Source organism: Streptomyces sp. NPDC048254, from assembly GCF_043201895.1.
Taxonomy (GTDB): domain Bacteria; phylum Actinomycetota; class Actinomycetes; order Streptomycetales; family Streptomycetaceae; genus Streptomyces.
On record NZ_JBICZJ010000042.1, the window covers coordinates 1 to 21,820 of the forward strand.

19 protein-coding genes and 1 pseudogene are annotated in these 21,820 nt (G+C 71.4%); 11 read left to right on the forward strand and 9 right to left on the reverse strand.

Going from position 1 to position 21,820, the window contains the following annotated elements; all coding sequences use genetic code 11:
• Window positions 1-540: 540 nt before the first annotated feature.
• Window positions 541-2,058, forward strand: coding sequence for a hypothetical protein (locus ACGFZQ_RS51775; RefSeq protein ID WP_393846441.1), 1,518 nt, complete (start codon window positions 541-543; stop codon window positions 2,056-2,058).
• Window positions 2,059-2,067: 9 nt separating this feature from the next.
• Here the strand turns inward: ACGFZQ_RS51775 and ACGFZQ_RS51780 are convergent, their stop codons facing one another.
• The gene (locus ACGFZQ_RS51780; protein ID WP_393846442.1) at window positions 2,068-2,763 is read right to left on the reverse strand and encodes an MSMEG_1061 family FMN-dependent PPOX-type flavoprotein; all 696 of its coding nucleotides are present in this window, start codon (window positions 2,761-2,763) and stop codon (window positions 2,068-2,070) included.
• A 31-nt stretch (window positions 2,764-2,794) separates the two neighbouring features.
• Entirely contained in the window at window positions 2,795-3,733 is a 939-nt protein-coding gene (locus tag ACGFZQ_RS51785) for a PDR/VanB family oxidoreductase (RefSeq protein WP_393846443.1), read from the reverse strand.
• Between the two features lie 340 nt (window positions 3,734-4,073).
• Between ACGFZQ_RS51785 and ACGFZQ_RS51790 the strand changes: the two genes are divergently transcribed.
• Together ACGFZQ_RS51790 and ACGFZQ_RS51795 are read left to right on the forward strand one after the other, a co-directional pair.
• Window positions 4,074-4,682 carry a TetR/AcrR family transcriptional regulator C-terminal domain-containing protein gene (locus ACGFZQ_RS51790; protein ID WP_393846444.1) on the forward strand — a complete coding sequence of 203 codons (609 nt, stop codon included), beginning with the start codon at window positions 4,074-4,076 and terminating at the stop codon, window positions 4,680-4,682.
• 338 nt (window positions 4,683-5,020) lie between these two features.
• Window positions 5,021-6,625 (forward strand): MFS transporter, encoded by a 1,605-nt coding sequence (locus ACGFZQ_RS51795; RefSeq protein ID WP_393846445.1) that lies wholly within the window; start codon window positions 5,021-5,023, stop codon window positions 6,623-6,625.
• Window positions 6,626-6,677: 52 nt separating this feature from the next.
• Here the strand turns inward: ACGFZQ_RS51795 and gap are convergent, their stop codons facing one another.
• Window positions 6,678-7,673 carry a type I glyceraldehyde-3-phosphate dehydrogenase gene (gene gap / locus ACGFZQ_RS51800; protein ID WP_393846446.1) on the reverse strand — a complete coding sequence of 332 codons (996 nt, stop codon included), beginning with the start codon at window positions 7,671-7,673 and terminating at the stop codon, window positions 6,678-6,680.
• 126 nt (window positions 7,674-7,799) lie between these two features.
• The gene (locus ACGFZQ_RS51805) at window positions 7,800-8,210 is read right to left on the reverse strand and encodes an ATP-binding protein (RefSeq protein ID WP_393846447.1); all 411 of its coding nucleotides are present in this window, start codon (window positions 8,208-8,210) and stop codon (window positions 7,800-7,802) included.
• 210 nt (window positions 8,211-8,420) lie between these two features.
• Between ACGFZQ_RS51805 and ACGFZQ_RS51810 the strand changes: the two genes are divergently transcribed.
• The 5 genes and pseudogenes from ACGFZQ_RS51810 to ACGFZQ_RS51830 all read left to right on the forward strand — a co-directional run bounded on the left by ACGFZQ_RS51810 (window position 8,421) and on the right by ACGFZQ_RS51830 (window position 13,658).
• Window positions 8,421-8,909: a MarR family winged helix-turn-helix transcriptional regulator gene (locus ACGFZQ_RS51810; protein WP_393846448.1), complete on the forward strand. Its 489-nt coding sequence runs from the start codon at window positions 8,421-8,423 to the stop codon at window positions 8,907-8,909.
• Between the two features lie 83 nt (window positions 8,910-8,992).
• Window positions 8,993-10,234 carry a cytochrome P450 gene (locus tag ACGFZQ_RS51815; RefSeq protein ID WP_393846449.1) on the forward strand — a complete coding sequence of 414 codons (1,242 nt, stop codon included), beginning with the start codon at window positions 8,993-8,995 and terminating at the stop codon, window positions 10,232-10,234.
• Window positions 10,235-10,269: 35 nt separating this feature from the next.
• On the forward strand, window positions 10,270-10,479 hold the full coding sequence (locus ACGFZQ_RS51820) for a ferredoxin (RefSeq protein ID WP_351734741.1): 210 nt from the start codon (window positions 10,270-10,272) through the stop codon (window positions 10,477-10,479).
• The gene (locus ACGFZQ_RS51825; protein WP_393846450.1) at window positions 10,476-11,681 is read left to right on the forward strand and encodes an NAD(P)/FAD-dependent oxidoreductase; all 1,206 of its coding nucleotides are present in this window, start codon (window positions 10,476-10,478) and stop codon (window positions 11,679-11,681) included. Before ACGFZQ_RS51820 ends, ACGFZQ_RS51825 begins: the two co-directional genes overlap by 4 nt.
• Before the next feature lie 40 nt (window positions 11,682-11,721).
• Window positions 11,722-13,658, forward strand: a pseudogene (locus ACGFZQ_RS51830) (MFS transporter).
• An 89-nt stretch (window positions 13,659-13,747) separates the two neighbouring features.
• Here the strand turns inward: ACGFZQ_RS51830 and ACGFZQ_RS51835 are convergent.
• The 3 genes from ACGFZQ_RS51835 to ACGFZQ_RS51845 form a co-directional block, all read right to left on the reverse strand.
• Window positions 13,748-14,704 carry a GlxA family transcriptional regulator gene (locus tag ACGFZQ_RS51835; RefSeq protein ID WP_393846451.1) on the reverse strand — a complete coding sequence of 319 codons (957 nt, stop codon included), beginning with the start codon at window positions 14,702-14,704 and terminating at the stop codon, window positions 13,748-13,750.
• Window positions 14,705-14,767: 63 nt separating this feature from the next.
• Complete coding sequence (locus ACGFZQ_RS51840; RefSeq protein ID WP_393846452.1) at window positions 14,768-15,133, reverse strand: hypothetical protein; 366 nt, start codon at window positions 15,131-15,133, stop codon at window positions 14,768-14,770.
• An 87-nt stretch (window positions 15,134-15,220) separates the two neighbouring features.
• Window positions 15,221-15,586 carry a winged helix-turn-helix transcriptional regulator gene (locus tag ACGFZQ_RS51845; protein WP_382544862.1) on the reverse strand — a complete coding sequence of 122 codons (366 nt, stop codon included), beginning with the start codon at window positions 15,584-15,586 and terminating at the stop codon, window positions 15,221-15,223.
• A gap of 71 nt (window positions 15,587-15,657) precedes the next feature.
• Here ACGFZQ_RS51845 and ACGFZQ_RS51850 point away from each other — a divergent pair, with 71 nt between their 5' ends.
• Both ACGFZQ_RS51850 and ACGFZQ_RS51855 read left to right on the forward strand, forming a co-directional pair.
• Window positions 15,658-16,308 carry an NADPH-dependent F420 reductase gene (locus tag ACGFZQ_RS51850; RefSeq protein WP_393846453.1) on the forward strand — a complete coding sequence of 217 codons (651 nt, stop codon included), beginning with the start codon at window positions 15,658-15,660 and terminating at the stop codon, window positions 16,306-16,308.
• Between the two features lie 64 nt (window positions 16,309-16,372).
• Window positions 16,373-17,938 (forward strand): FAD-dependent monooxygenase, encoded by a 1,566-nt coding sequence (locus ACGFZQ_RS51855; RefSeq protein WP_393846454.1) that lies wholly within the window; start codon window positions 16,373-16,375, stop codon window positions 17,936-17,938.
• A gap of 24 nt (window positions 17,939-17,962) precedes the next feature.
• On the opposite strand, the gene ACGFZQ_RS51860 is transcribed toward ACGFZQ_RS51855, so the two are convergent.
• The gene (locus ACGFZQ_RS51860; RefSeq protein WP_393846455.1) at window positions 17,963-19,069 is read right to left on the reverse strand and encodes a LacI family DNA-binding transcriptional regulator; all 1,107 of its coding nucleotides are present in this window, start codon (window positions 19,067-19,069) and stop codon (window positions 17,963-17,965) included.
• A 232-nt stretch (window positions 19,070-19,301) separates the two neighbouring features.
• Between ACGFZQ_RS51860 and ACGFZQ_RS51865 the strand changes: the two genes are divergently transcribed.
• Window positions 19,302-20,366 (forward strand): glycoside hydrolase family 5 protein, encoded by a 1,065-nt coding sequence (locus tag ACGFZQ_RS51865; RefSeq protein ID WP_393846456.1) that lies wholly within the window; start codon window positions 19,302-19,304, stop codon window positions 20,364-20,366.
• A 187-nt stretch (window positions 20,367-20,553) separates the two neighbouring features.
• Here ACGFZQ_RS51865 and ACGFZQ_RS51870 read toward each other — a convergent pair whose 3' ends face one another.
• On the reverse strand, window positions 20,554-21,789 hold the full coding sequence (locus ACGFZQ_RS51870) for an IS701 family transposase (RefSeq protein WP_393846457.1): 1,236 nt from the start codon (window positions 21,787-21,789) through the stop codon (window positions 20,554-20,556).
• Between the last annotated feature and the right edge of the window lie 31 nt (window positions 21,790-21,820).

Consider the following 21,820-nt stretch of genomic DNA (forward strand, 5'->3'; position numbering starts at 1 on the left):
GTCCGTGAGCTCGTGTCGCCGCACCATACGGGCGTCCTGCCCGGCCAACCACGAGATCCACCCACCCAACCAAGAGCCATCAGAAACGGCCTAGGGGGCCCAGGGTGCCGCCACGGCTCCTGCTCCTTGTCGGTGCGGCACGTCGACGGTCAACGCCTGCTTCCCAAGTACCCCAGCGGCTACGGGAGTTGCCGTCCATGCGAAGGCCGGACAACGATGTCGGCCACTCGGGAGGCGGGATGGGCGTCCGGGGCACTGTCGAATTCGCACGCCTGGCCGTACGCTGTCAATTCCGAAGGATTCGGCAGCAATTGGTGGGGGGCCGCCATGTCCGGGGATGCCTACGGTCCGCATCAGGGGCCGCCGAACCAAGAACCGCCGCATCAGGGGCCTGCGCATGAGGGGCCGGCGCCCCAGGGAGCGCCGGCTCAAGGAGCTCCCGGCTTCGGGATCCCGGACCAGGGTTTGCCCGGTCAGGGTTTCGCAGGCCCGGGGTACTCGCAGCCGGGCTTCCGGCTCCCGGGTTCCTTCGTGCCGCCCATGCCGTCGAGTCCGCCGCCCGCCCCGCCGGACGCCCTGCGCGCCACCGCCGTGGCCCTGCTCAACCTGACCGGCCTCGGCCTCGGCTATCTGCTCGTCCGAAGATGGATCCCGCTGGCCGCGTGTCTGGCGGCGACCGCCGTCCTGCTGCTCGTCGCCCTGCCCGCGGACGCCGACGGCGTGCCCGGCTCGGCGCTCGTCGTCTACGCCGTGTTCCTGCTGCTCGCGGCCCTGCACGGCGCGTCCGTCGGCCTGCGCACCCGGCTGGTGTGGCCGGGGCAGCGGCCCGTCGCACTCGTGCTGGGCGTCGTCCTCCTCGCCGTCCCGGTGGGCGGCGCGCTCTGGTACGACAGCGCCCAGAAGGAAGCCGTCGAACGCGCGCTCCTCGAACGCCTCGCCGCCGCCGACAAGCGGGTCGACGCGGCCGGGCAGAAGGACTTCGCCACCGCCAAGTCCGCCTACCAGGAGGCCCTGGCCGTCTACCGTGACCTCGCGGTCCACCACTCCGGCTCGCGGGCCGCCGGGCAGGTCCCCGACCGTATGCAGACGTACTACACGACGGTCGCGGCGGCCTACGGTCACAAGGACTACTGCACGGCGGTCGAACCGCTGAAATACCTGCGGACGGTGCCCAACTCCATGCCCAGGGACCAGCTCGGCACGCTCACCCACTGGCCCGACGACCGGCTGGCCACCTCGCTGTACCAGTGCGGAGCGGGCGGCCTGGCCGACGGCGAGGGTGACTGGGTCCCCCGGTTCGGCGAGCTCCTGGACACCTTCCCCGACTCCGGCCAGGCCGCGAAGGTCGTCCCCGCCGTCGACGCGGCCGAGAAGAAGGCGGCGAAGGCCGTCTCCGGGAAGGATCCCTGCGGCGCCGTCAAGCAGTTGGAGACGCTGAACACCCAGATCACCCAGCTGTCGGACGGGGGCAGTGCCGAGGCCGACGGCCTGGTCAAGGTCGCCGGCCGGGCCGACCGCAGCGGTGACGCGGGGAAGTACACGTGCGGTGTCAAGCAGTACGAGGACGGCGACTACGCGCAGGCGCAGGCGACCATGCAGCAGTTCGTCACCGACAGCCCGCACGACAAGAACCGTGACCGCGCCCGCAAGATCTCCATCGGCGCGGAGGTCGCCCAGACGCTCCCGGCCGCCGGCAGGAAGCTGCCCACCATGGCATCCGGCGGCGGCATCTCGGTGACCGTCAGGAACGACAGTCCCGACGAGATCACCGTCCTGTACACCGGCCCGGTCACCGGCAGTTTCACCCTCGGCGCGTGCGGCAGCTGCGAGGCGTACTCGTTCGCCAGCTCGCTCCTGCCCGGATGGGAGCCGTGCAGCGACAGCGGCAAGAACTATCCGCAGCGCACGATCAGCCTGCCGCCCGGCACCACGTACTTCGTGCACAAACCGAAGAACGACAGCACGGCCTCCCCGGGCTCCGACACCGCCAAACTGCGCTACGGCTACATCTACACGGAGTGCGCGTACACGACGCAGAGCCTGGGGTCGTCCTACTGAGCAGGCTGTTCAGTAGAGGTTGTCCCGGTACTGCTGCTCGGCGATCGCGGTGAGCTGCCCGAGCTGGTCGCCGAGGTTGTCCGCCATCTTGGCGGCGTTCTCGGCGACATGCATCGTGAAGAAGTCGCCGCCGAGCAGGACGGCGTCGGCGAGGTGGCGCGGGTCGCCCTCCCACAGCTTCGAGCGGACCACCGCCTTGCCGCACTGGGAGAACACCTCCCGCACGCGCACGACGGTCGCCAGCACGGCCGGCCTGCCGTCGGCACCGAGCATGCTCAGCAGCTCGGGGTCGTCGCTGATGAAGGCGTCCCCGTTCACGCGTACGACCTCGCGCAGTCCGGGCACGAGGAACACCAGGCCCACCCCCGGGTTGCGGGTGAGGTTCTCGAACGTGTCGGCGAGTTTGTTGCCGGGACGGTCCGGGATGGCCAGGGTCCACGGGTCGAGGACCCGTACGGCTCCCGGAGGATCGCCCTTGGGACTGATGTCGAGGTTCCCGGCGTCGTCCGCCGTCGCGAGGCAGAAGAACGTGCTGTGGGCGATGAACCTGGTGGTGAACTCGCCGAGGTGGTCCTCCTTCTTGTCCGCGATGAAGGGTGCCGGGTATCCGATGATCTCCCGGACGCGGTCCATGGCGATGGGGTGGTAGTCGTCGGCAGCGGTCCGTGCCGCGGGCGCGGCACGGGTGTCGTCGTGGCGGCTCATGGCGGCCCTCCTGGCAGTGGCTCGGGTGTCCTTACAGGTCCAGGACGAGGCGTTCGCCGCGGGCGCGGGACACACAGAGGTACATGCGGTCGCCGGCGGCGCGGTCCTCGGCGGTGAGGATGTCGTCGCGGTGGTCGGGCTCGCCGTCGAGGACCCGTGTCTCGCACGTGCCGCAGACCCCCTCGCGGCAGGAACCGGTCACCGGCAGACCCGCGTCCTCCAGCGCGCTCAGGATGCTCCGGCCCGCCGGCACGGTCACCGTGCGCTCGGACCGGGCGCACACCACCTCGATCTCGGCGTCGGGGCGGACCGGCTTGGGGCGCGGCCGGAACCGCTCCAGGCGCACCGAGCCGGGAGCCCAGTGCGCGGCCCCGTCCTCGACCGCGGTCAGCAGGGATTCCGGGCCGCAGGCGTAGATGGCGGTGTCGGGGCGCGGCCGCTCCAGCCACTCGCCCAGCGGGATCCGACCGCCCCGGTCCTGGGGGTAGAGCCGGACGTTGTCGGGATGGCCGGCCAGCTCGTCGAGGAAGGCCATCGAGCCGGCGGTGCGGCCGCCGTAGAGGAGCTGCCACGGTACGCCCCAGGCGACCGCCTGTCTGACCATCGCCAGGATCGGGGTGATCCCGATACCGCCCGCGATGAACAGATAGGCCTTCTCCTGCCGGAAACCGAAGTTGTCCGACGGCCCGCGGAGCCGCACCGGCTGCCCCGGCCGCAGAAAGGCGTGCACGTATTCCGACCCGCCCCGGCTCGCCCGCTCTCGCAGTACCCCGATGCGATAGCGCGACCGGTCGTCCGGAGACCCGCACAGCGAGTACTGCCGTACGATCCCGGTGGGCAGCCTGAGTTCGACATGGGCACCCGGCCGCCAGGGCGGCAGCTCCGACCCGTCCGCGGCGGAGAACTCGACCGAGACCACCCCCGCGGCCTCCCAGCGCAGTTGGCGCACGATCACCTGCACGTCGGTCACCGTCGCCTCCACCCTGTGCGGCCCGGCCGATCATCGTGCACCGGGATCACCCGGTCCTCGCCCCGCACCGCGGGGACGGGGAGGAAATCGCCATCGATGAGCATGACCCACTCCTCTCTTGTCCAATGGACAATACTCGCGCGGTCTGACGTTGTCCATTGGACAAGAGGGTCTGCCGTGCGATGAATACCGAGGCGCCCGGGGCGGCGCTGACCAGCCGATTCGCCCTGTCGGTGGCGGATGTCGAGCTCTCCGGCGCCCCGGTCGGCGTATCGCCGCCGGGGTATATTCCCCGCGGGGTATTTCCCACTGGACAAGAGAGGTCCTGGAGGCAGGCACCATGGTCGTCAGTCGTGCGGCGGTCGTCGACGCGGCACTGGACGTGCTCGACGAGGAGGGCCTGGACAAGGTGACGATGCGGGCCGTCGCCGACCGGCTGGGCGTACGGCACAACACGGTGCGGTGGCACGCGGACAGCAAGCAGCGACTGCTCGTCCTCATGTCGGACGCCGTCCTCGCGGGCCTGGACACCGACGCCCTGCCCGTTCCGTGGGAGGAGCGGGTCCGGGCGCTGGCCCGCTGGTGCCGCGGGGCGATCCTGGCGCATCGTGACGCGGCGCGGTTGATCGCGGGGCTCGCCACGACCGAGACCAACACCTACCGGTTCGCCGACACGATGATCCAGACCCTTCTCGACGCCGGGTTCGCGCCGCGCACCGCGGCCTGGGCCAACTGGACGGTGTTCTATCTGATCCTGGGCATCACACAGGAACAGCAGGCCCAGTCTGCCGAGGCGCCCGATCTCGCGACCGCTTTCGGCGACGCGGAATTCCCCGCCCTGCGGGAGGCCTCCGCCCACCTCACCGCCGGCACCTTCGACGAACGCTTCGAATTCGCCCTCGACATGCAGGTGACCGCGCTGCGGGCGGAGCTGTCCCGAAGCGAGTAGGCGCGCCGCCCACCGCGAACGCTCTCCAGCCGCCCACCCGCCAGGCGTCAGCGGCGTTCACCTTAGGTTGCAGGCCCAAGGGCATCTCCGCAGGCCACGCCTCGGTATACGGTCCGTAACGCTCGCCCCGACAGAACTGGCCCACGTCAACGGAGATTCCGGCCGAACCCACCGCGCAGGCGCCGCGCGGCCGGCCGACGGGATCGACATGACCGGGTCCGCGCTGTCGGACCGGCGGTAGAGCCGCGGTGCGCCAGTCGATCGGGAGTCGACGGGCCGCCGGTCACCGCCCCAGCACGTCGCCCTGTCACTCCACTGCTTCGAGGTGCCCTGTGGCCATGCCTTCTCCTGCCTCGTCCCCGTCCGCGCCGCCCGACACGGGCACCCGGCACATCACGGCCACCGTCGTGCTGGCCTGCCTGGGCGTGTTCGTCTCCTACCTGCCCGTCGTCGGTGTCTCCGTCGCGCTTCCGGTCATGCAACAGGCACTCGACGCCTCCACCGTCGGGCTCCAGTGGATCACCGACGCCTTCATCCTGCCGACCGCGGCACTGCTGCTGACCTGCGGCATGGTGGGTGACCTGTACGGCCGTAAGAAGACCTATCTGGCCGGGCTGGTGCTGTTCTGCCTCGGCTGCGTGGTGTGCCTGACCGCCGGCAGCGTCGTCCAGGTCTGTGTCGGCCAGGCGCTCACCGGCGTCGGCACGGCCGCGCTGCTTCCGTCCACGCTGGCCCTGATCGGCCATGTGATCCCGGACCCCCGTAAGCGTGCCCGGGCGATAGCCCTGTGGACGGCCGCCCTCGGCCTCGGACTCACCCTCGGCCCGGTCGTCAACGGCGTCATCGTGGAGCACGCGAGCTGGCGGTGGATCTTCCTGCCCTCGCTCGTCGTCGGCGTGGCCACCGCGGTGATCGGCGCCCTCGTGCTGACCGACTCCCGCGCGGAGCGCGAACGCCACCTGGACATCCCCGGGCAGCTCCTGGCCATCGTCGCCATCACCGGACTGGTCTACGGCGTCATCGAGGGCGGCAGCGACGGATGGTCGTCGGCCCAGGCCGTGATCGCCTTCGTGGCAGCCGCCGGCGGTGCGGTCGGCTTCGTGCTCGTGGAACTCCGTTCCCCCTGCCCGATGCTGGACATGCGCCTGTTCAAGTCGGCGGCGTTCTCGGGGGCGGCGCTCGTCATGGCCGTCACCCTGTTCGCCCAGGTCGGCCTGGTCTTCGCGCTGAGCGAGTACTTCGGGCTCGTCCACCACGCCTCGACCCTGGACATCGGCATCCGCCTCATCGCCATCAACGGCTTCACGGTGGTGCTCGGCCCGCTGGTCGGGCGGCTGATGAACCGGGTCACGCCCGGCCTGCTGCTGGTCACCGGTCTGGTGATCGGCGGGATCGGTGCCCTCATCATGAACGTCTTCCAGGCCGACACCGGCACCGGCGAGGCCGCCCTGGTCATCGCGGTGCTCGGCATCGGCATCGCGCTCGCCATGGCGCCGATCACCACCATCGCCATGGACGCCCTGCCGCACCGGCTCGGCGGCACCGCCGCCGCGGCCAACAGCGCGCTCCGCCAGATCGGCAGCGCCCTCGGCCCGGCCGTCTTCGGCGTCATCCTCACCCACCGCACCCTGGCCACCCTGCCCGGACACCTCGCCTCGTCCGGGCTGAGCCCCGCCGACCAGGGGCAGGTCGGCGGACTGGTCTCCAGCGTCGGTATCCAGGCCGGAGCCTTCCTGCACCTGAACACCCCCGAGAGCACCGGCCAGGCCCAGGCCGCCTACGGCGCGAGCTTCACCGACGCCCTGCACACCTGCGCCCTCGTCGGCGGGATCGGGATGCTGGTGGCCGCGGTCATCGCCGTGGCCCTGATCGGGATCCGTCCGGCACGGGCTCGGCAGGCGACGGCGGAGGCGACGGCACATCCCGCCGGGGCCGCGAGCTGAGGAGCACCGCGAAGCGGCCGGCCGACGACGGCCGGCCGCTCCGCTCGTCCCGCTAGCGCGCGAGCAGTCCGAGGGTGTCGATCACCCGGTTCGAGAAGCCCCACTCGTTGTCGTACCAGGCGACCACCTTGACGTGGCGGCCGTCGACGCGGGTGAGGGCCGAGTCGAAGATCGCCGAGGCCGGGTTGCCCGTGATGTCCGAGGAGACCAGAGGGTCGTCCGAGTACTCGAGGACGCCCGCGAGCGGTCCCTCCGCGGCGGCACGGTACGCCGCCAGCACGTCGTCGCGTGTCACGTCACGGGCGACCGTCGTGTTGAGCTCGACGATCGAGCCCACCGGCACCGGCACCCGGATCGAGTCGCCGGACAGCCTGCCGTCGAGGTTCGGCAGCACCAGGCCGATCGCCTTGGCGGCGCCGGTCGTGGTGGGCACGATGTTGACACCGGCGGCACGGGCGCGACGGGGGTCGCGGTGCGGCCCGTCCTGGAGGTTCTGCTCCTGCGTGTAGGCGTGCACCGTGGTCATGAACCCGTGCTCGATACCGGCGAGTTCGTCGAGCACGGCGGCCAGCGGCGCGAGCGCGTTGGTCGTGCACGAGGCGTTGGAGACGATCGTGTGTGTGTCCGGGTCGTAGGCATCGGTGTTCACGCCGTACGCGAGCGTCACGTCGGCACCGTCCGACGGGGCGCTGACCAGGACCTTCCTGGCGCCGGCGTCGAGGTGGGCGCGGGCCGCCTTGGCCGACGTGAAGCGGCCGGTCGACTCCAGCACGATGTCCGCGCCGAGAGCGGCCCACGGCAGCTGCGCCGGGTCCCGCTCGGCGAGCACCTTGATACGACGGCCGTCGACGACGAGGACGTCCCCGTCCACGGTCACCGGGCGGCCGAGGCGCCCTGCCGTCGAGTCGAAGGCGAGCAGGCGTGCGAGAGCGGTGGGCTCCGTGAGGTCGTTGACGGCGACGACCTCCAGGTCGCTGTCCCGCTCCAGCAGCGCGCGCAGCACGTTGCGTCCGATGCGGCCGAATCCGTTGATGGCGATGCGAGTCATAAGTGGTGTCCCTTCGCTATGCCACCAGGTTCGCTGGCCGTACCCACCCACGACAGCGGCGAGATCGCCACGGTTCAAAAGGATCCCGCCAACCCGGTCGCGGGATGCGGAAGCGCCGGGACGCGGTCAGGCGGTGGTGTGCACGTCGGCCCAGTGGATCGCGTGGCCCCGTTCCAGACGGTCGCCGTGTGCGGTGGTGAGAAAGTCGATGATCTCCAGGCCGCGGCCGTGCTCGTCGGGGGTGCAACCGGCCGCCCAGTCACCGTCCGTGGCGGCGGGGCCGCCGTCGGAGACCTCGATGTGCACGCGGTGGGTGTACAGGTCATGGCTCAGCCTGAGGTTCAGGGGTGGCTCGGCGTGCTCCACGGCGTTGGTGACGAGTTCGGAGACGGCCAGCAGTACCGAGTCGGCCGGCTCGTCGGCGACCTGCCATCGGGCGAGTACGTCCTTGGTGATCCGACGGGCCTCGCCGGCGGCTTCCGGGTGGTGGATCAGGGGCCAGGCGAGGGATGGGGCGTAGGCGCAGGTCACGGTCATCACCTTCTCCGTCCGGCGCCTCTATGGGCTCGCCACTATCTATAGCACTATCTATATAGTTTGTCTATGTAGATTATGAAATGTCCCAGTTTTGGGCAGGTGTCATGCCGTCACCGCGCTTCCCGGTCCCGACTGGGTCATTGGAAAATGTGGACATCTGCTACCTAATCTATATAGACGTTGTATATAGATCGTGTTATGAAGGTGGGTATGGATGAGACATCCGAAGAAGGAGCCGAGCGGGTGGCGGCGGCGCTGCACGAGCTGACCACCGGGTTGGTCCGGCACCTCATGGCCACCTGGCAGGGCATGAGCCTGACCACCGCCGCCACGCTCGGCAAACTCGGCCGGGAGGGCCCGATCCGGCTGACCACGCTGGCCGCGGCGGAAGGGGTCACCCAGCCGTCGATGACCGTGCTGGTGCAGCGGCTGGAAGCCCAGGGCCTGGCGTCGCGGGTCAGCGACCCCGAGGACGGGCGGGTCCGCCTCGTCGCCATCACGGACGCCGGACGCGAGCTGCTGGCAGAGCACCGCCGGGCGGGGGACGCCCGGCTCGCCGAACTGCTGGCCCGGTTGCCCGAGCACGACGTGCAGGTGCTGGGAGTGGCCGTACACACGGTCATGCCCATCGTCCGGCGCATGCTCGGGACGGATCAGCGGTCCGCCACCAAGGACGGCGGCGGACCGCCGGCGGCCTGAACCTCCGGGCCCGCTCCTCGATGTCTCCTCCTGCAGGCAGGACCTGCCTCCCGAACCACCTTTCCGGAGAGGGCGGAGAACCCATGAGCACCAACTACTCGGCACCTGGCACCGACGTGCTGCCGACGGACGTGCCGGACTACCCGATGCCCCGGGCGGCCGGCTGTCCGTTCGACCCGCCGCCGACCCTGCGTGCCCTGCAGGACCGGGCCCCGGTCAGCAGGGTCCGGCTGTGGGACGGCAGCACCCCGTGGCTGGTCACGCGCTACGAGGACGTACGGGCGCTGTTGGCCGATCCCCGGATCAGCTCGGACAGCACCCACCCGCACTTCCCCCATCAGGGCCCTGCGATGAAGGAGCGCCGGAAGCTGGCGCGGGCGTTCATCTCCATGGACGATCCGGAGCACGCCCGGCTGCGCCGGATGGTGACCGCGGCCTTCTCCATCAAGCGGGTGGAGGCGCTGCGGCCGGCCGTCCAGAAGATCGTCGACGGTCTGATCGACACCATGCTCGCCGGGCCGAGGCCGGCGGACCTGGTCCAGGAGTTCGCGCTGCCGGTGCCGTCACTGGTGATCTGCGAGCTGCTCGGAGTGCCGTATGCCGACCACGACTTCTTCCAGGCCAACAGCAAGATCCTGATCAGGCGTACCACCACCGTGGAACAGGCACGGGTGGCCACCCAGGAGCTGATGGACTACCTGGACCGGCTGATCGGCGCCAAGCTGGCCCACCCGGCCGACGACCTGCTCTCCACGCTGGCCGAGCGGGTCAGGACCGGTGAACTCCCCAGGCCCGAAGCGGCCGGTACCGGGATGCTGCTGTTGATCGCCGGGCACGAGACCACCGCGAACATGATCGCGCTGGGCACCCTGGCGCTGCTGCAGAACCCCGGCCAGCTGGCCCGGCTGCGCGAGAGCGACGACCCGAAGACAGTCGCCTCGGCGGTCGAGGAACTCCTGCGCTACCTCAGCATCGTGCACAGCGGACGCCGCCGGGTGGCCCTGGCGGACATCGAGGCCGGCGGCGTGACCATCCGCGCCGGCGAGGGCGTCGTCCTCGCCAACGACGTCGCCAACCGCGATTCCGCCGCCTTCGCCGCTCCCGACCGGCTGGACGTCGACCGCAACCCCCGCCACCACGTGGCCTTCGGCTTCGGCGTCCACCAGTGCCTGGGCCAGCCGCTGGCCCGGGTGGAGCTGCAGGTCGTCTACAGCACCCTCTACCGCCGTATCCCCACGCTGCGGCTCGCGGCGGATCTCGACCGGATCCCGTTCAAGCACGACGGGAACGTCTACGGCGTCTACGAGCTGCCCGTCACCTGGTGACCGCGGCCGACCGCCGTACAGGAAAGGAGAATCCGATGAAGGTGATCGTCGACCAGAACAAGTGTGTGGCCTCCGGCCAGTGCGTGCTCAGCGCGCCGGACGTGTTCGACCAGCGCGAGGAGGACGGCATCGTCGTCCTGCTCGCCGCGACCCCGCCCGAGGGTGTCGAGGACGACGTCCGGCAGGCCGCCGCCCTCTGTCCGGCCCAGGCCATCTGGCTGGCGGAACAGGGGGACGAGCGGTGAAGCGGATCGTCGTCGTGGGAGCCTCGGCCGCAGGACTGACCGCGGCCGAGGCCATCCGCCGCCGGGGCTGGGGCGGCACCCTCACCGTGATCGGTGCGGAGTCCCGTCCGCCGTACGACCGGCCGCCGCTGTCCAAGCAGATCCTGACCGGCGCCTGGGAGCCCGAACGGGCCACCCTGCGCTCGCTGCCGGATCTCGCCCGGCTGCGGGCCGACCTGCGGCTCGGACAGCAAGCCGCCGCCCTCGACGTCCCGCACCGCCGGGTGCGCCTGGCCGACGGCGCGAGCATCGGCTTCGACGCGCTGGTCATCGCCACCGGTGTGGCTCCCCGGCGCATGCCCGACAGCGACCTGGCCGGAGTCCACGTCCTGCGCACCCTCGACGACGCGATCGCCCTGCGTGCCGCGCTGCGGGCCGGGCCCCGGGTGGTCGTGGTCGGGGCCGGATTCCTCGGCACCGAGGTCGCCGCGGCCGCCCGGACCATGGGCCTGGAGGTGACCGTGGCCGAGCCGGAGCCGGTCCCGGTGCGGCGCCCGTTCGGGGACCGGGTCGGCGCACTCGTCGCCGACCTGCACCGAGACCACGGGACGCGGCTGCGCCGCGGGGTGCCGGTACGCCGTCTGCGCGGCGCGAGCGGCCGGGTGACCGGAGTGGAACTCGGCGACGGCACCACGCTGCCGGCCGACGTCGTCGTCCTGGCCCTCGGCGCCACGCCCGCGACCGGCTGGCTGGCGGGTTCGGGCCTGCGCCTGGGAGACGGAGTGGAGTGCGACGCGTACTGCCTGGCCGCACCCGGCGTCTACGCCGCCGGCGACGTCGCCTCCTGGCCCAACCCGCACTTCGGCATCCGCATGCGCCTCGAGCACCGGATGAACGCCACCGAACAGGCCATGGCCGCGGCCGGCAACCTGCTCGGCGACGCCAGGCCGTATGCCCCCGTTCCCTACTTCTGGACCGACCAGTACGACACCAGGATCCAGGCGTACGGCATCTTCCCGCCGGGTGCGGAGCTGCGGTTCGTCCACGGCGATCCGTCGGACGGTCACTTCGCCGCCGCCTACGGGCACCACGGGAGGGTGGTCGGCGTACTCGGCTGGAACGCCCCGCGCCAGGTGCGCACGCTGCGCCGTCTGGTCGTCGACCGCACCCCGTGGACGGCGTTCCGGGCCGCCCCCGCGCGCAGCCCGGCCATCGCGAACTGACCGCCGGTTCCGCATCGGAAGCGACGAGGGAGGAGAGCCGGTGACCACCGACCCGAGTCCCCGCCCCACAGGCGGCGCCCCCGGCGTCCGGGCCCGCGGTCGCCGTACCTGGATCGGCGCCGACCACCCCCGCTACAAATGGGTGGCGCTGACCAACACCACGCTCGGCGTCCTGATCGCGAGCATCAACACGTCGATCGTGCTGATCTCACTGCCCGGAATCTTCACCGGCATCCATCTCGACCCGCTGCGGCCGGGCAACGTCAACTACCTGCTGTGGATGCTGATGGGCTACCTGCTCGTCACCGCCGTGCTGGTGGTGGCCTGGGTCGGCTCGGCGACATGCGGGGCCGGGTTCGGGTCTACAACCTCGGGTTCGTCATCTTCACCGTCACCTCGGTGATCCTCTCCGTCGACCCGCTCCAGGGCCCGGCCGGGGCGCTGTGGCTGATCGGATGGCGGATCGTGCAGGCCGTCGGCGGTTCGATGCTGATGGCCAACTCGACCGCCATCCTCACCGACGCCTTCCCCGACCGGCAGCGCGGTATGGCGCTCGGCGTGAACATGGTCGCCGGGATCTCCGGCTCGTTCATCGGACTGGTCCTCGGCGGTGTGCTCGTGGAGTGGGACTGGCGCTCCATCTTCTGGGTCAACGTGCCCATCGGGCTGATCGGCACGGTGTGGGCGTACAAGTCACTGCACGAGACGGGCACCCGCGCTCCCGGGCGGATCGACTGGTGGGGCAACCTCACCTTCGCCGCCGGGCTCACCGCGCTGCTGGCCGCCATCACCTACGGCATCCAGCCGTACGGCGGCCACACGATGGGCTGGACCAACCCCTGGGTGCTCGCCGGTCTCGTCGGGGGCGCGCTCATGCTGGCCGTCTTCTGCGCCGTGGAGACCAAGGTCGGCGAACCGATGTTCCCGCTGCGGCTGTTCCGCAACGCCTCCTTCGCCGGCGGCAACGCCGCCACGCTGCTCGGCGCGATCGCCCGCGGCGGCCTGCAGTTCATGCTCATCATCTGGCTCCAGGGCATCTGGCTGCCCCTGCACGGCCACGACTACGCCGACACTCCGCTGCTGGCGGGCCTCTACCTGCTGCCCCTCACCCTCGGCTTCCTGGCCGCCGGGCCGGTGTCCGGAGCCCTGTCGGACAGATTCGGAGCCCGGCCGTTCGCCGCCGCCGGCTGCGCCGTGACGGCCGCCTCCTTCGCCGGGCTCCTGCTGCTGCCCACGGACTTCTCCTACGGCCTCTTCGCCGCCCTGATCTTCCTCAACGGCCTGGGCAACGGACTGTTCGCGGCGCCGAACACGTCGGTCATCATGTCCAGCGTCCCGTCGAACGCCCGCGGTGCCGCGTCCGGCATGCGCGCCACGTTCCAGAACGCCGGCATGGTGCTGTCCCTGGGGGTCTTCTTCTCCCTGATGGTCGCCGGACTCGCGGGCTCGCTGCCGCACACCCTCACCTCCGGCCTCACCGCCCACAACGTGCCCGCGCCCGCTGCTCACCACGTCGCCTCGCTGCCACCGGTCGAGGTCCTGTTCGCCGCCTTCCTCGGCTACAACCCCATCCGGCAACTCCTCGGCCCGGCCCTCCTCGGCCACCTGCCGGCGGCCGACACCGCCCTTCTGACCGGGCGGGAGTTCTTCCCTCATCTGATCGCGCGGCCCTTCCACGACGGTCTGGTCGTCGTCTTCACCCTGGCCATCGCCATGGCCCTCATCGCCGCGGCCGCTTCGCTGATCCGTGCACGCACCGGGAGGACGCGAGCGGCAGCCTGCGCCGCCCGGCGTGCCGGGACATCGCGGGGAGTGGTGGCCGAGCGACTCGGCCCGGTGTCGCACGCACGGCCGGGAGCAGTTCGACCTCCCGCCCCCGGCCTCGAAGGGATCCCTGCCGAGCATGGTGACGGCTGCGTCCGTGAGAGTGCGGAACGGGACCGAGGCGCGCAGGACGAAGGCCAGAGCACCGGATGACGGCGTCGACGCCATGCCCGGGCGGTCACCGGTGGGCGGTGGCCTCGATACCGGCGAACACGTGCCCGTCCGGCGTCGTCCGGTGGCTGCTACTCGCCCTTGGCGAAGGTGCGCCGGTACTCGCTCGGCGTCGTATCGAGAATCCGCTGGAAGTGCAGCCGCAGATTCGCCCCGGTGCCGAGGCCGACGTCGTCGGCGATCTGCTCGACGCTCCGCTCCGACCGCTCCAGCAGCTCCCGGGCCAGGTCGATCCGGGCACGCATCACCCACTGCATCGGCGTGTACCCGGTGTCCTCGACGAACCGCCGCGAGAACGTACGTGCCGACACCCCCGCATGCCGGGCGAGTGCGTCGAGGGTGAGCGGCTCGCCGAGCCGGTGCAGCGCCCACTCGCGGGTGACCGCGAACCGCTCACCCAGCGGCTCGGGCACACTGCGCGGCACGTACTGCGCCTGGCCGCCGCTGCGGTAGGGGGCCGCGACCAGCCGCCGGGCCGCGTGGTTCGACGCGGCCACCCCGAGGTCACCGCGCAGGATGTGCAGGCACAGGTCGATCCCCGAGGCGGCGCCGGCCGACGTCAGCACACTGCCCTCGTCGACGAACAGCACGTTCTCGTCGACCCTGACCAGCGGATGTCTCTCGGCGAGCGCGCGCGTGTAGTGCCAGTGCGTGGTGGCGCGCCGGCCGTCGAGCAGTCCCGTCGCGGCGAGCGCGAAGGCCCCCGTCGAGATGGCCGCCAGCCGCGCGCCCCGCTCGTGCGCGGCGAGCAGCGCGTCGACGACCGCCCGCGGCGGGTCCTCCCGGTCCGGGAACCGGTAGCCCGGCACGAACACGATCTCCGCCCACTCCAGCGCGTCGAGGCCATCAGCGACGTGGTACGACAGCCCGTCACCGCCGGTGACCAGACCGGGCGCCGCACCGCACACCCGTACCTCGTACGGCATGCTCGCCCGGGTCGTGAACACCTGCGCCGGAATACCGACGTCGAGGGGCTTCGCCCCCTCCAGCACGAGGACGGCGACACGATGCAGGCAGGTGGGAGACACGTCGAACAGGGTACGAGGACACGACCGGCACCCGGTACGGCCCGCACACCGGGCTCGACGGAGTCAGAGCTCCTCTTCCATCCGGATCACCTTGCGCAGCTCCGCCGCCGCTTCCTCCGGGGTTTCACCCGCACGCCGATCGAGCAGCGCGGCGGCGATGCCGTCGAGCTTGCGCTGGATGGCGTGTTCCGCGCGGCGCTCGGAGTTCTTCAGCAGGGCGAGCAGCAGCAGGTTCAGGGAGGTCATGACATCACCGACGAGGAGCTGCCAGCTCACGTCGAGGCCCGCGACGTGGACGGCGACGAAGGCCCCGACCAGGGCCAGGCAGAAACACATGAACAGCAGGGAGCTGGTGACGTTCGAGGCCGCCTCCGCCAGCCGCTCGAACCAGCCCCGGCCGTTGCGGGTGCGCTCGGCAGGATGCGTCATGGACATGGGAGCTTCGACGCCTGACCTTCCCCGTCCGTGCGGTGCCCTTCACCGCGTTCGGCGGCCGGGTACCCCGCACCGCGTACCTCACCCGTCGCGAACGTCGGTGCAGCCGGCCTCCTGCGCGGCCATGACCTCGTCACCATGTTCGAAGGCCCACGCCCCGACGGCGTCGATGGGGCCCAGCAACGACCGCCCCAGAGCGGTCAGCCGGTACTCCACGCGCGGTGGCGCCCCGGGAAATCCCTGCCGCGTCACCAGCCCGTTGAACTGCAGGCGCCGCAGCGTCTCGGTGAGGACCTTGGAGCTGATGCCGCCGATCTGCTCCCGCAGTTCGACCGGGCGCCTCGGCCCGTCCCGCAGCGCCCAGAGCACCACGGCGTTCCAGGTGTGGGAGAGCAGGTCGAACGCCAGACGGGCGCGGCAGTCGGCGAGAACGGCGTCGGTCGTCACGTACCAGATGGTGCCCTACGGGCTCCGTAACGTCGGCACGGACGAACGAAAAAGCGGCAGGGGAGCGTGTGATGCGGATCGGCGTACTGGGCACGGGCAACATGGCGGACGCACTCGCCGGCCACTGGGTGCGGGCCGGGCACCAGGTGACCATCGGGGGACGGGACATCGGCAGGGCGGAGCGGCTCGCGGCACGGATCGGGGGCGGTGCGCGGGCCGCCGGTCCCCGGGCGGCGGCCGAGTCCGGTCCGGTGGTGCTGGCCGCCCTGCCCTTCGGCGCGGGGACACAGGTCGCGCGGGAGCTGCGGGCGGCCCTCGACGGGAAGGTGCTGATCGACTGTTCCAACCCGGTCGGGGCGGGCTTCCGGCTCCTGACCGAGGGCGGCCCCTCGGCCGCGCGGCAACTGGCCGCGGCGGCACCGGGAGCCCATGTGGTCAAGGCGTTCAACCTGTGTCACGAGGACGTGTGGCGGATGCGGCCACCTGTCTTCGACGGCCGGCCGCTGGCCGTCCCGGTGTGCGGGGACGACGAGACGGCTCTCGCGCGGGTCCGACGGCTGGTGCGGGACGCGGGGTGTGAGCCCCTGGCCGCCGGTGGACTGGAACGGGCGGGCCTCCTGGAAGCGACCGCGGCGCTGTACATCGCCCTGTGGGTCGGAGCGGGAGCGGACGTCCGGGCCATGGCGCCTCCGCCGGCCTATGCGGCCGGCCCCCGGCCCTGACCCGTTCGGGTGTACGCGCACGGGCGGCGCTTGCCGCCAAGGGCCCGCGCCGGATGATGGAGCCATGCCTGCTGCGGACGTCGAGGTGCCGGTACTGATCGTCGGCGGTGGGCCGGTCGGGCTCACCGCCCGCGCGTTGCTGGCACGCTGGGGCGTGCCGACCCTGCTCGTCGAGAAACACCGGGAGCTGTCCCCCTTCCCCCGGTCCCGCTTGGTCAACGTCCGCTCCATGGAGATCTTCCGGCAGCTCGGGATCGCCGCCGGGATCGCGGCCGGCGCGTTCGCCCCCGAGTACGGCCGCGTCCGCTTCCGCGACACCCTGTACGACGCCGACTTCGCCACCGCCGCGATGGTCGGGATCCATGCGCCGGTCCCGGAGAGCCCGGTCATCGGGGTGGTCACCTCGCAGGACCGGCTGGAGCCCGCCCTGCTCGCCGCGGCCGGGGGAGAGGTGCGATTCGGGACCGAGCTGGTCGACCTGGAGGAGGAGGCGGACGGCGTCCTCGCCGTCCTCGCCGACGACGAACACGGGGCGGAGACCCGCGTCCGCGCCCGCTATGTGCTCGCCGCCGACGGCGCGAACTCCACCGTCCGCGAGCGGCTGGGCATCGGCACCACCGGCCCCGGAGCGCTCGGCAGCTTCACCACCGTCGTCTTCGACGCCGACCTGGACCACTGGTGCGCGCACCAGCCCGCCGGGGTCTACTTCACCGCCTACGGCACCTTCACCCCGCTCTACCCCGAGGGCGGCTGGGCCTGGTTCGGCGCCACGCCCGACGCCCCCGAGCGCGCCGACTGGGCCGGCCTCGTCTCGCGGGCCCTCGGTCCCGGCGCCGGCGTACGGGCCGATGTGGTGCGGGTCCAGCACTGGCCGATGACCGCGACCGTCGCCGAGACCTTTGTACGGGGCCGGATCCTGCTGGCCGGTGACGCGGCGCACGCGGTCCCCCCGATCGGCGGCCTGGGCATGAACGCCGGTGTCGCCGACGCGCACAACCTGTGCTGGAAGCTGGCCGGCGTGCTCCACGGCTGGGCCGGACCGTCCCTGGTGGGAACGTACGGGACAGAGCGGCAACCGGTGGCCCGCGAGACCCTCCGCCAGGCGGTCGGGAACACCCGGCTGCTGATCCAGGTGCAGCGCCTGCGCGACGAGCAGCTCCGCGGCGGTGTCTCGGCGCCGGTCGAACTGCCCTGGTCGGAACGGTACTTCGCGCAGCTCGGCCTGGTGCTCGGCGCGACCTACCGCTCCGAGGCCGTGCTCAATGGCCACACCGACCCGGCTCCCGAGCCGTCCAGTACCGAGTACGTCCCCACCGCGGAGCCGGGCCACCGCATGCCCCACCACTGGCTCACCCCCGACCGCTCCACGCTCGACACGCTCGGCGCATGGTTCACGCTGCTGACCCCGGCCCCGGCCCACTGGCAGCGACAGGCCGTCGCCCCCTGGCCGTTGTACGTCGAGGCGCTGCCCCGCGAACTCGCCGACCGCTACCGGCTGAGCCCGCACGGCGGAGCACTCCTCGTCCGCCCGGACGGCCATGTCGCCGCCCGCTGGGACGAACCCCCGCCGGACGGCTCCACCCTGCGGCACGCCCTGAGCGCCGTCACCGCGCATTCGCCGGCCGGGTGATCCGGAACCCCTGGCGACGGTGGGTTATCCGCTCCTCGGTGAACTGCGCGGGGGAGCGGTACTGTCCCTGACCACCAGACGGGCCGGGACGAGATCGGTGCCGGGACGGGAGTCGTCCCGGGTGCGGATCTGGCGCAGGACGCCCTGGACGCAGCGGCGGCCGACCTCGGCGAAGTCCTGGTGGACGGTGGTGAGGGGCGGGATGAAGAAGGCCGCGTCGGGCGTGTCGTCGAACCCGACGACACTCACGTCGGCGGGCACGGACCGGCCTTGCTCGTGGAAGGCGCGCAGCAGGCCCAGGGCCATCTGGTCGTTGGACGCGAACACTGCGGTGCACTCCGGCTCCTGGGCGAGCGCGAGTCCGGCCGTGTAACCGGACTCGGCCGACCAGTCGCCGTGCAGTGGCGCCGGAACCGGGCGTCCGGCCTCCTCCAGCTCGGCCCGCCAGGCCTGGGTGCGGCGCTGGCCCGCGTACGACGTCCCGGGACCGGTCACATGCCATACGGTCCGGTGGCCCAGCGCCAGCAGATGCCGGACGGCCTTCCGGGCGCCGTCGGCCTGGTCGGTGTCGACCACGCTGTAGCGGTCCCCGGCGTCCGAGTCCACGACCACGACATGGACGCCGGGCGGCAGTTGGACCGTGCTGGTGTCGAGCAGATGGATCTCCATGATGACGATGACGGCGTCCACCGCCAGCTCGCCCATCCGCGTGAAGGCCCCCAGCACGTTGTCCTGCGTGGCCACGTCGATGGGGATGAGGGTGATCGCGTACCCCTCGGCCGCCGCGTGCGTGGCGATCGCCTCCACGGTCCGGCTGCTGCCCGTCGAGGAGAGGCTGAACAGGATCACGCCGATGGTGTGGAACCGGCCGTAACGCAGGGCGCGGGCCGCGCTGTTGGGCCGGTAGCCGAGCTCCCGCATCGCGGCCAGCACCTGCTCCCGGGTGGAACCGATCACCCCGGGACGGCCGTTGGAGACCCGGGAGACCGTCTGCGAGGAGACCCCGGCGAGCTTGGCGACGTCGGCCATCGAGACCCGCTGCTTACGGCGCCCGCCCGGCACCCCGGAACCGCCCCGCCGCGCACCGCCCGTGGCCGGCGTCACCCGTGGCCCCGGCTCGTTCAGCTCCATCGGCTCACCCCTCAAGTCTCCTTCGCGTGCCGGATGTTACGGAGCGGGAAACCTTGACGGCCGCAGGAGCGGATGCCACGATTCCGACGCTTTCGAGTTTACGTAAACATCGCCGTGTGACCAGCCCGGACGGAGATCTTCCCGCTGTGTCATGCAGCGGATGTTCACGTAAACACGCGACCGGGACAACGAGCCACCGCGCCGAGCCGCCGTCTCCTGAAAGGGCACGTTGATGCGCAAGACCCCCGCCGGAACCCGGATCAACCCTCGTACCCGCGCCGCCCTGGCGGCGGTCGCGATCGCCGCGGTCGGCGCCACGACCCTCACCGGCAGCCCCGCCGCCGCCTCCGCCGCGGTACCGGGCCACGGCACCAGCCAGTTCAAGGGCGTCAACTGGGCCGACCCGCGCGACAACTACGCCGACGACCCGGTGGTCCTGTCCGGCCTGTCGCTCTCCGACAGCTACGCGCAGACCTACGCCAAGGCGACCCGGGTGATCGCGGCGTTCCGCGCCAACCTCGGGGCCAACACCGTACGGCTGCCCATCAACCCGTACACGGTCAACGGCTCCTACTGGAAGTCGTACCGCGGGGTTATCGACGCGGCCTCGGCCCAGGGCTTCAAGGTGATCGTCTCCTACTGGGAGGGCACCGGCGCCAACAAGGACGGCTTCATCGACGACGAGGCCACCTACTGGCCGATGTGGAACACCGTGGTGAAGGCCTACCGGCACGACCCGCACGTCTACTTCGAGCCGATGAACGAGCCGCACGGCTACACGGACGCCGAGTGGGCCGACCTCGCCGCCAAGTGGCTGGCTGCCTACCCGTCCGTCCCGCACGACCGGGTCTTCGTCAGCGGCGCCGGCTACAACGACCACGTCACCACCGTCTGCGCCGACCCGCGCCTGAAGGGCACCTACCTCTCCCTGCACCACTACGGCTTCTGGAAGAGCTACGCCACCTACGATCAGTGGGCGGCCGACCTGAAGGAACGTCTCGGCGACTGCGCGGGCCGGACCGTCGCCGACGAGTTCGGCGCCCCGATGACCACGGGCCTCGACTACAACGTGCCGACGCCCGACGACAACTCCGTCAACTTCATCCAGGCCGACACGGACCTGTTCCGCAAGCTCGGCATGGGCTCGGTGTACTGGCCCGGCCTGCGCACCGACGACACCTACTCGATCCAGAAGCTGGTCGGCGACGCGTCCCGCCCCTGGCTGGCCACCACGAACCAGTCCGGCGCCGACCGCCTCGCCTGGGCGTGGGGCCGCGGCCGGCCGGTGAGTGGCTGACCGACTCCGGGAGGGCCGCGGTGCCTGTCGAGCACCGCGGCCCGGCGGCGCTGCCTAGTAGTGCTTCGTTAGGTTGTGGGCTGTCTGCGGCTGCTCCGAGGGCGGGGCAGGGGGCGTCCGCAAGTAGTGCAGGTACCGGTCCAGCACCTCAGCAGGTCCTGAAGAACGTCGAGGACCTGGTAGAGAGTCAGGCCGGTGTGCGGACTTTTGGGTCGAGCCGCCGGAGAGTGAGGAATGCCTGGGCGGCGGTGACGAGGGTGACGTGGTGGTGCCAGCCACGCCAGGTGCGGCCCTCGAAGTGGTCCAGCCCGAGGCCATGCTTGAGCTCGCGGTAATCGTGCTCGATCCGCCAGCGCATCTTCGCCCACCGCACCAGGTCAGCGACTGGGGTGGCGGCGGGCAGGTTCGATATCCAGTAGTCCGTCGGAGTGTCCTGGCCGTCCGGCCATTCGACGAGGAGTGTCTGGACGGGCAGGACGCCGTCCCAGCGGTTGCGGCCGCCGCCCGCCTCCTGAGCTGCGGCCAGCGACTGCTTGCCCGCGGGCCGCACTGTCAGCACCGCGAACCGTGAGGTCATCGCGCCTTTGCTGCCCTGCCTCCAGGTCACCTCGGTGAACCGCTCCGCACCCGCCTGCGCGGCGAGGACGCAGACGGCTCGCGGTGGGGTGCGGTAGCGGGGAAGGGTGGGCGGTCCGAGCCCGCCATAGGCAGGCTGGTGCGGCTCGACGTCCTCCGGGTGGGCGACTTCTTTCCCGTTCAGGGCCAGGACATAGGACAGTCCTCGTTCCTGGAGACCGAGCCGGAACGGGGTGCTGACGCCGTAGCCGGCGTCGGCGACCACGACCGGCGCCTTCAACTGCCACTCGGCGAGTGTGTCCAGCAGGCCGAGCGCGAGACGCCACTTCTCGTGGTGCACCACGTCGTCGGGGACTCCTGCCCTGCGGCATCGGTCGGGCTCGTCCGTCCACTCACGCGGCAGATACAACTGCCACTGCAGTGGGCACGAGGCGGTGTCGGTGGCGGCATGGACACTGACCGCGACCTGGCAGTTCGCGCGTTTGCCGACCGCTCCGCAGTACTGGCGGGCCACCCCGGCCGACGCCTTGCCGCACTTGGGGAACGACACGTCGTCGATCACCCACACCTCGGGAGTGATCACCTCAGACAGCCGCTCGGCGATCCGCCGCCGCACCGGCAGCGGATCCCACGGCGACTGGTTCACGAACTGCTGCAGGGCCTGCATGTTGCCGTCCGGCAGCCGCTCGGCCATCGGCTGGACCGACTTGCGCCGGCCGTCGAGCATCAGGCCCCGCAGATAACACTCGCCCCACCGCCGCTGATCCCGCCGCGGCACCGAGGCGAACACATCGGCAACGAACTCCGATAACTCGCCCCGGAGCCGTTCCACTTCCCCCAGCCTCATACCAAGACGATGCCCACTACCAGGCGAGATC